The sequence below is a fragment of the Flavobacterium sp. genome (genome assembly GCF_004211145.1).
Lineage (GTDB): Bacteria > Bacteroidota > Bacteroidia > Flavobacteriales > Flavobacteriaceae > Flavobacterium.
On sequence record NZ_SEBS01000015.1, the window covers coordinates 40513 to 53572 of the forward strand.

Genomic DNA, 13060 nt, shown 5'->3' on the forward strand with positions numbered 1-13060 from the left:
TTATAAGAAGTCAGAAGTTCAGTATTCCGCACGCCCAAAACCTTTCAATTGAATTAATGGTAAAAAAAAAGCGCCGGACAAATCCAGCGCTCATATTCTAACGGTTACCCGGGGAATTCCTCGTTTCCGCCGCCATCGTTTCCACGCGGACGTTCTTCGCGCTCCGATTTCTTCTTGTTGAAACGGTATGTGAGTGAAAATGTCACCTGACGCACTCGCCATTGCATTTCGCTGTACGACTCCAAAACTCCCGGTAAATAGGTTTCGGTGATGCGCTTGCGTGAGTTGAAAACGTCCTGGACGTTCAACGCAGCCGTAACCTTATCCTTCAAGAAATCCTTGCTGAAACCTAGGTTCATGCTCGGTACGCCGCGGCTTTCACCTTGGGCGTTCTTTTGCGGGCCGTTGTAGTTGAAGTTGGTCTGCCAGTCGATTTTCAATGGCAACGTCACTTTGGACGTCAGACGCGTCGACCATGAGTACGCGGTGTTGTCGAGGTTTTCAAGGATCGTTTCGGTCGTGCCGTCTTCGTTCGTTATCGTATAGGTGTAATCGCCGACGGTCTGGTTTCGGAAGAAGTTGAAGTTACTGTTCAATTTCCACCATTTGAAAGGCGAGTAGTTGAACGTGAATTCAAACCCGAAACGGTATTCGTCGCCCAAGTTCACAGGCGTTGAAAGGATAACCGGCGTGAGCGGGCTGTCGGGCGTTACCTGCGCCAGATCTCCGGATTCGCGTCGGATGACCTGGAATGAATCTTTCGTGTGGTTCAAATACATCGAGGTGCTGAACGTGAGTTTCTTCCAGCGCTTCAAATAACCGACGTCGAACGCATCGCTGAACGACGGGTTCAAATCAGGATTTCCCTGGAAGATGTTGATATTGCTCGAATAGTTCGAGAACGGGTTGATAAAACGGCCGCGCGGGCGTGAAATGCGTCGGCTGTAGCTCAGGGAGATGTTGCTTTCCTCGGCCAATTCATACGTCAAAAAAGCGCTCGGGAAGAAATTGTTGTAGCGTTTGTTGTTGAAATCCTGGGTGAAAAGTTGGTTCACGTCGATGTTCGAATCTTCCCAACGAAGGCCGAGCAAATACGAGAATTTATTGATTTTCGAACCGTATTGGACATACAACGCATTCACTTTTTCCTTGTATTCGAGTTTGTTCGTGTAACGCGAATCCGAATCGTATACACCTGTGTCTTCATTCAAAAGTCCGACGAAATAATCAGTGAGCAAACGGTTGTACTCGCCTTTGAAACCGGCTTCGAACTGGCTGTTTTTCCCAATCGGCAACACGTAATCGGCCTGGATCACGTTGCGGTTCTGCTCCTGGATGTTGCGCGTGCTCTCGGCTCCGTAATTGATTTCAGAAAAATCCTTGTCGTCGTTGATCGAGAACGACCCGTTCAATGTCAACTTGTGGCCTTCTTTCTTGAAGTCTTTCACGATCGTGGTCGAATATTCGTAGTTCTCGCTGTTTCCATCCTGATCGTTGAAACGCGTGTCGACACCTGTGAAAACGCGGTTTGCGTCGTAGTTGAAGTACTTTACGATTTCAGGATTCTCGTTCGTATTTCGGCGCAGGTTGATCGCATTCGTCCACGTCAGGCTTTTGTCGAGATACCAGTCGAACCCGAAGTTGGAGTTGTATCCTTTGCTCAATCGGTCGTTCGTGCGGCGCTCGTTTATGTAACCCGTCGTGTTGTTGTCGTCGTCGAGATAACGCGTGTCGTTCAACATGTTTCCGGGACTCAATCTGTAGTTGTAACCCGTTGTCGTGAAAACGTTTATGTCTTTCGACTTGAAGTTCAGGTTACCTGACAATCCGTAATTATCCGGATCTCCGACGGTACCGATGAATGTTCCGTTTATGCCTTGGTTTTTTCCTTTTTTCAAGATGATGTTCAGCAAACCGCCGCCACCTTCAGAATCGTAACGCGCCGATGGATTCGTGACGACTTCGACCTTTTCGATCGCGTCGGCGGGAATGATGCGCAAGGCTTCGGTGATGTTGATCGCATTCGAAGGTTTTCCATCGATCAGGATACGCACATTTTCGTTTCCTCGAAGGCTGATGGTTCCGTCCTGGTCGACTGAGACCGATGGAATATTGTCGAGAACGTCGCTCACGGTTCCGCCTTTTACCATCAAATCCTGTCCGACGTTGTAAACTTTCTTGTCGAGTTTGATTTCGACCGTCGTTCTTTCGTTTCGGACGACGACTTCATTCAAAAGCTGGGAATCCTCAGACAGCTCGACGCTTCCTAGATTTGTGTTTTCAGTGATAGCTTTCCCCGTCATCACGAACGATTTGAAGGAAATGAATTCGAAACTGATATTGTATGTCCCAGCGGGAACTTCAACCGAGAATTCACCTTTCGGATCCGTGATTCCGCCTGCTACAGGTTTCGGATTGTCGGGCAACGTAAAGGTTACGGTCGCATATTCGAGCGGTTGCTTGGTTGTCTTTTCAACGATTTTTCCCGTGACTTTGACTTTTGGACCGGCTTGCGCGAAACTGCTTAAAGAAGTTATGGAAAGCAGCAAGGCGAAAACCCATTGTAATTTTTTCATGAAAGGTAAATTTATTCGGCGTTCGAGTGCAAAATTAGACTTTGGTTTAGCGGTTGTTTCATAAAGGTTTGTTAAAAGGGCGCACTTGTTCGCGATGCGGCTTCCGGCTTTCGACTTTACAATTAGATGACGTCATGACCTGATAACTTCGGCCGCTTTTTCTAAAGGACGTGCGACAACCGCTTTGTCCCCTTTGACGACGATTGGTCGCTCGATGAGTATCGGATGTTTCACGAGGATGTGAATTATTTCGTCGTTTGTGAGTGTTTCGTTTTTAAACGGCTGCCATTCAGGTTCTTTGGTTCGGACGATTTCGATGGCTTTTACGCGCAGTTTCTTTAAAAGCGATTGGATCTCGCGGAATTTTGGTTTTGTCTTGAGGTATTCGACGATCTCGTACCCGACTTTTTCGTCGTCCAAAAACGCCAGACATTCGCGGGATTTCCCGCAACGCGGATTGTGATAAACTTGTATCATAAAAATATCCCTACATGAAATCGGGAGCGCAAAATTAGATTAATTTAGTAGATATAACGAACCAAACAATTTTCAATGTTTATAGAACAAGCTTACAAAGGCGACAATACGCCGTGGAAAGTGCTTTTGACCGCCGCGCTGACAACAGGAATTTTCGTCATCAATTTCGTTTTCGTATTCTTTTTCACGACGCCCGAGGAAACGGCCCAGATGTACGAAATGATCAAGAACCTGCCCAAGAATTTTTCACTGGTCGCCAACCTGCTTCCGTTTTTATTTTTGCTCGGCTTGCTGTTCCTGATGGTTTACGTGTTGCACAAGCGCAGCATTTTATCGTTGACGACATCGCGCAAAAAAGTCGATTTCGGTCGCGTATTGATGGGGTTTTCGGTGATCACGATCATCACTATCGCGGGATTCGCGGTTTCCTATTACATCGACAGTTCGAACATTGTGTGGAATTTCGACCCGTTTAAGTTTACGGTTCTGGTCATCATAAGTTTGTTGCTTTTTCCTGCGCAGATCGCGTTCGAGGAATATTTGTTCCGTGGTTACTTGATGCAGCAGATCGGAATCGCTTCGAAGAGCCGAGCGTTGCCGTTTATCGTGACATCGGTTATGTTCGGGCTTTTCCACAGCGCGAATCCCGAGGTTTTCGAATTGGGCTTCGGCGTGATGGCGTTTTACATCGGAACAGGATTCTTATTGGGTATCATGACGCTGATGGACGAAGGTCTGGAGCTCTCACTCGGCTTTCATTTGGGCAATAACCTCATGGCTGCATTGCTCATCACTTCCGATTTTACGGCGCTCCAGACCGACGCGATGTTCCGATATACGAAAATGGAAGACAACAGCGGAATGCTTACTGAAATGATCGTGTCGATTGCGATCACATATCCGCTAATTTTATTAATTTTAGCTAAACGCTACAAGTGGACGAACTGGCGTCAGAAACTCTTCGGAAAAGTAGCCGACTTCACGATTATCCAACCTAAAACCGACGCAGCATGACACATATCCCGACTTACAACAACGTGCATCACCGCTTCCTTTTGAACGGTTTTCACCTCGATCGCGACGATCTGTTGCGCGTGGCCTACAGTTTTATCAAGGAAGGCGACGAATATGAAAAGCACTGCGGCTTGTTCCTGCTCGATTGGTTCGACGACAAGGACGATATCGAGATCAATACGTCAGGAACTACGGGAACTCCCAAGATCATCAAAATCGATAAACAGGCGATGGTGAATTCGGCGTTGGCGACGGGCGATTTCTTCGATCTTTCTCCGGGAAATAAAGCGTTGCACTGTTTGCCGACGAAATATATCGCGGGAAAAATGATGTTCGTGCGCGGTTTTATCCTCGGGCTTGACATGGATTTCGTGGCACCGAGCGCAAATCCGCTTAAGAATAACGACCAGAAATACGATTTCGCGGCCATGGTTCCGCTTCAGGCCGAGAATTCGATCGCCGATTTGGGCAACATCAAGAAACTCATAATCGGAGGCGCGAAAGTAAACGCCCAGCTCGAAAAGAAACTCGAAAAGTTACCCACCGAGATTTACGAAACCTACGGAATGACTGAGACGATCACGCATATCGCCGCCAAACGGGTAGGGGAAAGCGCCTTTACGGTTTTGCCTCATGTGACGATCTCGTATGACGACAACAATTGCCTGGTCATCCATGCGCGCAGGATTTCAGGCGATGTGATCGTCACGAATGATCTCGTCGAATTGGTCAATGAAAGCCAGTTCGTGTTCTTGGGCCGACGCGACAATATCGTGAACTCCGGCGGAATCAAATTAATCCCGGAGCAGATCGAGGCCAAGTTGTCGGAAAAGATCAAGCAACGGTTTTTCGTCGCAGGTGAACCTGATGAATCCCTTGGGGAAAAATTGGTTTTGTTTGTTGAAGGTGAGGAGTTTTCGCTGCCTGATGATTTGTTTTCAGGTTTAGGAAAATATGAAAAACCGAAGGAAGTTCGATTTGTGGCTCAATTTTCAGAAACGGGCAGTGGGAAGATTAAACGGAGGGAAACGTTTAGTGAGAAATAATATAATTTTTTCTGAACAGTTGAGATAGTTTAGAAAAGTTAAGCGATTTGGGTTTACTGTTTAGGTTTTTTGGTTAAAAGAAATATGGTTTTTATTATTGTGAATGTTGAGAGCATTGAGTTCATTAAGGAAATCTAACCTTAACAACGCAATGCTCTCAATAATTTAAACTCTTTAGCAGACAGAATTAATCTAAAATTTCAAAATTATTGATTCTACATTTTGAAATAAAAACAACTGAACGTTTAATGCGAAAGATTGGTAACGTTAAAAGTTTCTGATCTTAACTTTTCTCAACTATCTTAATTGTTTAAAAATTTCAGGGTAGGATCAAAACTCAATGATAAATTATTTCTGCATCTTAAAATAATAATCCGCCGAATGTTTCCCGCTGCCGTAAAACAAAAAGAACAAGCAGACCAATAAACAAACCGAAGAAAACAACAAATTCCGCACACTCATTTCAGTCACGAAATTCAACAACACCGCGCAAATCAAAATAGGCAATTGCGCCCAAATCGCCCAACGCGTCAAAAGTCCAAAGATGATCATGATGCCGCCCATCATGTGCGCCGCGGCCACGTAATGGAACACGAACATGCCGCCGTCAAAATTGCTCAACTGCGCGATCACGTCGGCAGTGGCTTGGCTGTTTTTGATAAACAGAACTCCCGTAATGAACAAAAAAGCGCCCAATGCGATACGCAACGCGTCGATTGGATAACTCGTGTGCGCGTTTGCCCATTTGTTCAAGCTTTTTACTCTATCCATAATAAAGTTGTTTAAAATTACTACTCTAATTTACAACTATTTAAAATCAGATAGGTAAAATTAGGGATAATTTAAATTCCTGATGTAGTGATCAAAAAGTATTGGGTCGGAACCTTGATTTCTGAAAGTTTCGCGATTTTAGACAGCGCTTGCTTTTCCTTTGTGGGCTCGAGTCGGAGTTTACGGTCGCCGATCATAATATCGACAGGCATCTCGAACCCATCGACCGCGTTGTCCCACCAATACGCTACGGTTCCGTTTTTTTCTTCGAATGAAAGTACCGGAATTTTCGTCGTACGCAAATACTGATCGAAAACAGGCGTAAGGTTCAAACCGCTTTCCTTGCTGAAAAAGTCGCAGACGGTTTTGGTATCGATGATCTTGTGTCGGTAGGTTTCCGAATATTTAAGCAACATCGCCCACCATTTCGCATCGTCGTTCACGACATGACGCAAGGTGTGAAGCAGCCATGCACCTTTCGGATACATATCGCCCGAACCTTCATTGTTCACGCCGAACTGCCCGATGATCGGCTCGTAATTATGGATGTTGTTGCGGATGCCGTTCATGTATTGGTTCGCCTTTTCATATCCGAGCGTGCATTCGATGTAAACGGCTTCCGAATACATCGTGAAGCCTTCGTGGATCCACATATCGGCGATGTCTTTTGACGTAATGCTGTTCCCGAACCATTCGTGTCCGCTTTCATGGATCGTGATATAATCGAACGTGAGGCCGATACCCGTTCCCGACATGTCGTTTCCGCGATATCCTTTCAAATAACCGTTCCCATACGCTACGGCGCTTTGGTGTTCCATGCCCAAATACGGCGTCTCGACAAGTTTGTAACCGTCTTCGGCGAATGGATATTTCCCGAATTTACTCTGGAAACAATCCATCATCGGCTTCACTTCCTCGAAATGTTTTTTCGCTCTTTCCTTATTATAACTCAACACGTAATAATCGATATCGAGCCCTTTGTAATTGTCATGTATGTGCACGTAATCGCCGATGTTTACCGTAATGTCGTACGTATTTATCGGGCTTTTCACTTCCCAATCCCAACGCGTGTAACCGTTTTTGAGATCCTTCGAACCTTTGAACCGACCGTTGGATACGTTCATCAAACCGTTCGGGACCGCGACCTTTATCGTGGCTCCTTTGTCGGGTTCGTCGGTTTGGGTGTCTTTCACGGGATACCATAAACTCGCGCCGGTTCCCTGGACCGCAACTCCCGCGAACGTCTTGCCGTTGATGTCTTTTTTCCAGTCGAAGCCGCCCTGCCACGGTGCACGCGGTGCTGCTATCGGCGTCCCTGAATAATAAAATCGAAGCGTTTTCTCAATACCTTTTGAAAGCGGTTTCGGAAAGTCAATGAAAACGGCGTTGAATTCGCGCTTGTACGTAAGTTTCTTTTTCTCGAAAACGATGCTGTCGATTTTCATGTTCTCGAACAGATCGATCTGGATTTTGCTCGTCGGTTCGACAACTTTGAATGTGATGTCGTTGAAACCCGTAATCGTTTTGGCTTCAGTATCGATCCTGATGTCGAGGCCGTAATGCTGCACGTCGTAACAAGTACGTTCGGTGCGCAAACCTCCATGCAGCGAATCTTTTCGAGTGAAGCTGTGTTCGGCGAAAATCTGGGCCGACGCGCCCCATGAAACAAACAATAAAATCAAGGCTATTCTCATGTATCGTGTTTTGTAATTGGTGGCGTAATCCCGCGGATTGTTACAACTTCAATAGAAAAATCACTTTTTACCCTGAAGTTCTTCGAGGAATTTGTTGGCTGTCGACGCTGAACCGCGTTTCTTTATGAGTATGTAATTTCCGTCCGAATCGACGGTGACCAAACCTTCACAATCGCGATTTTCGCTGAAGAATGCGTTGTAGACCGTCGCGCCTTCGTCATATTTTATGTACTGGCTTGAAATCCCTTTTTCGAAACACATATAAAGTACTTCGGATTTTACCCATTTCGCTTCTTTTGGTTCAGGTTTGTCGGGCTTGATGAATTTGTACGCGTCGCTCGCACAGTTTGCTTTTGGCTGGTAATAAAAAATCGTTATCACCTTAAGGCTGTCAAGATTCTTTCCGAAATTCTTCGAAAGCGACGACTTCAATTCGCGCAACATCGTGATCGACAGTTTGCCCTTGACTTTTTCCTTGTCGGTAGAAATCGCGGAATCCTGGGCTTGAGCCGAAAGCGCGAAAAATAGGAATAACAATAGCAACTTTTTCATAGTCGTGATTTTAGAACTACGAATTTATTGAATTGAGGTTTAAGTTGGATGTAAATTTGACCAATGTATTTTTTAACTGTTGTTGTTTTTTTCAACAATTAAGGTAGTTAAGGTTAGTTAAGACGGGAACGGGAATTTTGATGTTCTCAATTTATTTGAACCATTAAGATCATTAAGTTCATTAAGATTATTGAGGTCAGTAAATTGAGACTGGGACTTTAATCGTTGTCATTGTACTTTAATTTCGGCCGATTTCTCAATACTCAAATCTCAATACTCAAATCTAAAGACTCAAACCTGAATCACGCCCAAATTAAACTTTTTCTCAATAGGGGCGTGGTTCGCCGCCTCAATTCCCATTGAAATCCACGTTCTCGTTTCAAGCGGATCAATGATTGCGTCGGTCCAAAGACGAGCCGCGGCGTAGTAAGGCGAAACCTGCTCGTCGTAACGCGCCTTTATCTTGTTGAAAAGTTCGGCTTCCTTGGCTTCGTCGACCGTTTCGCCTTTGGCTTTGAGCGACGAGGCTTCGATCTGCATCAGCACTTTCGCGGCCTGGGTTCCGCCCATGACGGCGAGTTCGGCGCTTGGCCATGCAAAGATCAATCTCGGGTCGTATGCTTTTCCACACATGGCGTAGTTTCCGGCTCCATAGGAATTCCCGACGATTACCGTGAATTTCGGCACGACCGAATTCGAGACCGCATTCACCATTTTCGCTCCGTCTTTGATGATGCCACCGTGTTCCGACTTCGATCCGACCATAAATCCGGTCACGTCCTGAACGAAAACGAGCGGGATTTTCTTCTGGTTGCAATTCGCGATGAAACGCGTGGCCTTGTCGGCCGAATCCGAATAGATCACGCCTCCGAACTGCATTTCGCCCTTCTTCGATTTCACGACCTTGCGTTGGTTCGCAACGATTCCGACCGCCCAACCGTCGATTCTCGCGTAACCCGTAATCAGCGTTTGGCCATAACCGGCCTTGTATTCGTCGAATTCCGAATTGTCGACGAGACGTTTTATGATTTCCATCATATCGTATTGTTCGGCGCGCGACTTGGGCAAAATCCCGTAAATGTCTTTTTCGTCCGACAACGGCTTCTGCGGCTTCTCGCGATTGAATCCGGCCTTGTCGAAATCTCCGATCTTCGAGACGATGTTCTTTATGGTGTCGAGCGCGTCCTTGTCGTCTTTGGCCTTGTAGTCGGTCACGCCCGAAATCTCGCAATGCGTCGTTGCGCCTCCAAGCGTTTCGTTGTCGATGGTTTCCCCGATGGCGGCCTTTACCAAATAACTTCCGGCGAGGAAAATGCTTCCGGTTTTATCGACTATGAGCGCTTCATCGGACATGATCGGCAAATATGCTCCGCCCGCGACGCAACTTCCCATGACGGCCGCAATTTGCGTGATGCCGAGGCTGCTCATGATGGCGTTGTTGCGGAATATGCGCCCGAAATGCTCTTTATCGGGAAAGATTTCGTCCTGCATCGGTAAGTACACGCCCGCGCTGTCGACGAGGTAAATGATCGGCAGACGGTTTTCCATCGCAATTTCCTGTGCCCGAAGATTCTTCTTGCCCGTAATCGGAAACCAGGCGCCGGCTTTCACGGTCGCGTCATTTGCCACGACCATGCATTGCTTGCCGCGTATGTAACCGATTTTTACGACGACTCCGCCTGATGGGCAACCTCCGTGTTCGGCATACATTCCGTCGCCCGTAAAAGCACCGATTTCTATGCTCGAGGCTTTTTCGTCGAGCAGGTAATCGATTCGTTCGCGAGCCGTCATCTTGCCCTCGGCATGCAGTTTCTCAATGCGTTTTGCGCCACCGCCCAATTTCACGGTCGCGAATTTTTGTTTTAGGGAAGAAAGTAAAAGCTTGTTGTGGTCTTCGTTCTGGTTGAAGTTCAAGTCCATAATGTCTATTGGCTGTGTGGGCTGAAAAAAAGTTGTAAATTGTTGTGGCGTAAAAGTACGAAATCGTTTGAAATAGCAACCCGGAGTTTTGAATCCCTGCTTAATCGGCGGCTTACATAAAGTTAATATTCGCTTAACATTGGATGTCTACCTTTGCACCATCAAAATCAGCTACATGAACCTGAACAGCATTTTCCAGTTTTTAGTACCAAAAGATAAAAAATTCTTCCCGCTTTTCGAGCAGGCATCGTTCAACCTTATCCTTTTGGCCGAAACGTTGCACGAAGCCATCAATGTCCCCAAAGAACAGCGCGAGGAATACTTCCGCAAGATAGAGGAACTGGAAGCTAAAATCGAAGAAATCACGCATAAAACGCACCTCGAATTAAGCAAGAACTTCATCACGCCTTTCGACCGCGAAGACATACACTCACTCATCAAAGCCATCGACAACGTTGCCGATTACATGCACGGAGCGGCGAGTCGGATGCGTTTGTACCAAGTGGAAAAAATCACGAAATCGATCCGTAAATTGACCGAGATCAACCTTGAGGCGTGTCAACTCATCGGAGTCGGGATCAAGGAACTCAAAAATCTCGAGAACCACAAAAGCATAGCCGACGTCTGTAAGAAAATCAACAAACTCGAAAGCAAGGCCGACACGGTTTTCGACAAAGCGGTTGCCGACATTTTCGAAAACGAAACCGACGCGAAAAACGTGATCAAGTATAAAGAAGTGCTTTCAGCTCTCGAATCGGCGTCGGACAAATGTAAAAGCGTCGCCAACGTTATCGAGCAGATTTCGGTAAAACACTCTTAAATAATAAGTAACAACACTCAGTAATGGATTTGACCTTACTTATTATCATCATTGTCCTTGCGCTTATTTTCGACTACATCAACGGTTTTCACGATGCGGCGAACTCAATCGCGACGATAGTTGCCACGAAAGTACTTACCCCGTTCCAGGCCGTGCTTTGGGCGGCGATGTTCAACTTCGCGGCTTACTTCATCTCGAAGTTTTGGATCGGGGAATTCAAGATCGGAAACACGATCGCGAAATCGGTCGACGAGAATTTCATCACGCTCGAAGTCATTCTCGCGGGATTGATCGCGGCGATCATCTGGAACCTGGTTACCTGGAAATTGGGAATTCCGTCGTCTTCTTCGCATACGCTTCTGGGCGGATTCATGGGAGCGGCTTTGGCTCATGCGGGCGCATTTTCGGCGATCATCAACGGGGAAACCGTCGACGTGATCAATTACGCTAAAGTCGTCCCGACATTCCTTTTCATATTCTTTGCGCCTTTGCTGGGTATGGTCATCGCGTATTTCATAACGATCATCATCCTCAATGTCTGTCGCAAGGCGAATCCGACGAAAGCCGACAAATGGTTCAAGAAACTGCAGTTGGTATCTTCAGCCTTGTTCAGTTTGGGACACGGTGGAAACGATGCCCAGAAAGTAATGGGAATCATCGGTGCCGCGGTCATTTGCTACAAGCTCGACATGGGCGACGCGGCTTTTTTGGCTGCCGATTCGGCCGACCGTTTCAAAATGTTCGTGAACGATGATTTCTGGTGGTGGGTTCCATTGGCGAGTTTCGTCGTGATCGCTGCAGGAACGATGAGCGGAGGTTGGAAAATCGTGAAGACCATGGGTTCCAAGATCACGAAAGTTACGCCTCTTGAAGGCGTGGCCGCCGAGACCGCGGGAGCCGCGACGCTTTACCTGACGGAACATTTGGGAATTCCGGTTTCCACGACACATACGATCACGGGAAGTATCATCGGGGTTGGAATCACGAAAAGGATTTCGGCCGTACGTTGGGGCGTGACGATCAATTTGTTGTGGGCTTGGATCTTGACGATTCCGGTTTCGGCCATTATCGCGGGAATTTTCTATTATTTATTGAAGATTTTTATTTAGAATTTTGGCCGCGAATTCGCGAATTTCATAAGATTCCATCTGAGATTATCCATTTGAGATTAGCGAATTCACGGCAAAAAAAAACATACACCGCAGCGATGCGGTTTTTTTATTCCCGTTTCGTACCTTAGAATAAAATCAAAATCTTGAAAAAATACGTATTGCTGTTCGCGGCTTTGTTTTCAGTATCGGCATTTGCCCAAATCGACGCACTCGTCAGGAATTCCTCGAAACCTCGAACGATGGCGCAACGTTGGGAACTCGATTCCACCTCGACGCGAGGCACATTCATCATCACGCCTTACAAACCGATTTTTTTGCTTCCTGTCCGATGGACGAGCAGCACGAATGAGAAACCGCGGTCAGGAAACGGAAGCGAAGAATACATCGTTCCCGAAGGGCAGGACTATAACAACATCGAAACCAAATTCCAGATCAGTTTCAAGACGAAATTATTGCAGGGCATTTTCTGGAACCACGCCGATCTTTGGGTCGGATATACGCAGGTATCGCATTGGCAGGTTTACAACGGGTCGCTTTCGAGGCCGTTCCGCGAGATCAACTATGAACCTGAACTAATAGTGAACGTTCCGATCAAATTCGATCTTTTCGGGTTCAAGGGCCGAATGGTAGGTGTGGCGTTCAACCACCAAAGCAATGGGAAAAGCCTTCCGTTCTCGAGAAGCTGGAACCGCATCATTTTTCACGCGGGATTGGAAAAAGGACGATGGAGCATTTACGCTCGTCCGTGGATTCGTTTGCCCGATGAGGAAGACGATAATCCGAACATAACCGACGAACTCGGGCGCGCCGATCTCAACGTGATTTACGCGAGTGAAGGGCATGTTTTGTCGCTTATCGGAAGCCACAATCTGAGTTTCGGAACGGCTGTAAAAGGAAACCTCACGTTTTCATGGTCATTTCCCGTCAAAGGGAATTTACGCGGCTATTTGCAGGCGTCGCACGGATATGGCGAAACGCTTATCGATTACAACCACAGGCAGACGACGGTTGGGATCGGGTGTTCGCTGGTGGAATGGCTTTGATAGTTGTGAGATTTGAGTCTTGGGTCTTGAGGTTG

Annotated in this window: 11 protein-coding genes; 5 read left to right on the forward strand and 6 right to left on the reverse strand. The window is 46.7% G+C overall.

Annotated elements, in window-relative coordinates; genetic code table 11:
- Positions 1-104 precede the first annotated feature (104 nt).
- Positions 105-2576, reverse strand: coding sequence for a TonB-dependent receptor (locus tag EOO50_RS08975; protein WP_290839370.1), 2472 nt, complete (start codon positions 2574-2576; stop codon positions 105-107).
- A 132-nt stretch (positions 2577-2708) separates the two neighbouring features.
- Positions 2709-3053, reverse strand: coding sequence for an arsenate reductase (glutaredoxin) (arsC, locus tag EOO50_RS08980; protein ID WP_290839372.1), 345 nt, complete (start codon positions 3051-3053; stop codon positions 2709-2711).
- 75 nt (positions 3054-3128) lie between these two features.
- Between arsC and EOO50_RS08985 the strand changes: the two genes are divergently transcribed.
- Positions 3129-4067 carry a CPBP family intramembrane glutamic endopeptidase gene (locus EOO50_RS08985; RefSeq protein ID WP_290839374.1) on the forward strand — a complete coding sequence of 313 codons (939 nt, stop codon included), beginning with the start codon at positions 3129-3131 and terminating at the stop codon, positions 4065-4067.
- Positions 4064-5113: an AMP-binding protein gene (locus EOO50_RS08990; protein ID WP_290839375.1), complete on the forward strand. Its 1050-nt coding sequence runs from the start codon at positions 4064-4066 to the stop codon at positions 5111-5113. Before EOO50_RS08985 ends, EOO50_RS08990 begins: the two co-directional genes overlap by 4 nt.
- Positions 5114-5461: 348 nt before the next feature.
- Here EOO50_RS08990 and EOO50_RS08995 read toward each other — a convergent pair whose 3' ends face one another.
- The 4 genes from EOO50_RS08995 to EOO50_RS09010 all read right to left on the reverse strand — a co-directional run bounded on the left by EOO50_RS08995 (position 5462) and on the right by EOO50_RS09010 (position 10050).
- Positions 5462-5884 (reverse strand): DoxX family protein, encoded by a 423-nt coding sequence (locus tag EOO50_RS08995; RefSeq protein ID WP_290839376.1) that lies wholly within the window; start codon positions 5882-5884, stop codon positions 5462-5464.
- 71 nt (positions 5885-5955) lie between these two features.
- Entirely contained in the window at positions 5956-7578 is a 1623-nt protein-coding gene (locus tag EOO50_RS09000) for a M1 family metallopeptidase (protein WP_290839377.1), read from the reverse strand.
- Between the two features lie 60 nt (positions 7579-7638).
- Complete coding sequence (locus tag EOO50_RS09005; RefSeq protein ID WP_290839378.1) at positions 7639-8130, reverse strand: hypothetical protein; 492 nt, start codon at positions 8128-8130, stop codon at positions 7639-7641.
- Positions 8131-8421: 291 nt separating this feature from the next.
- Entirely contained in the window at positions 8422-10050 is a 1629-nt protein-coding gene (locus tag EOO50_RS09010; protein ID WP_290839380.1) for a carboxyl transferase domain-containing protein, read from the reverse strand.
- A 175-nt stretch (positions 10051-10225) separates the two neighbouring features.
- Here EOO50_RS09010 and EOO50_RS09015 point away from each other — a divergent pair, with 175 nt between their 5' ends.
- From EOO50_RS09015 to EOO50_RS09025, 3 genes are all read left to right on the forward strand, one after another.
- Positions 10226-10870: a DUF47 family protein gene (locus EOO50_RS09015; protein ID WP_290839381.1), complete on the forward strand. Its 645-nt coding sequence runs from the start codon at positions 10226-10228 to the stop codon at positions 10868-10870.
- 23 nt (positions 10871-10893) lie between these two features.
- Positions 10894-11979: an inorganic phosphate transporter gene (locus EOO50_RS09020; RefSeq protein WP_290839382.1), complete on the forward strand. Its 1086-nt coding sequence runs from the start codon at positions 10894-10896 to the stop codon at positions 11977-11979.
- 146 nt (positions 11980-12125) lie between these two features.
- Positions 12126-13025, forward strand: coding sequence for a phospholipase A (locus EOO50_RS09025; protein WP_290839383.1), 900 nt, complete (start codon positions 12126-12128; stop codon positions 13023-13025).
- The last annotated feature ends 35 nt before the right edge of the window (positions 13026-13060 follow it).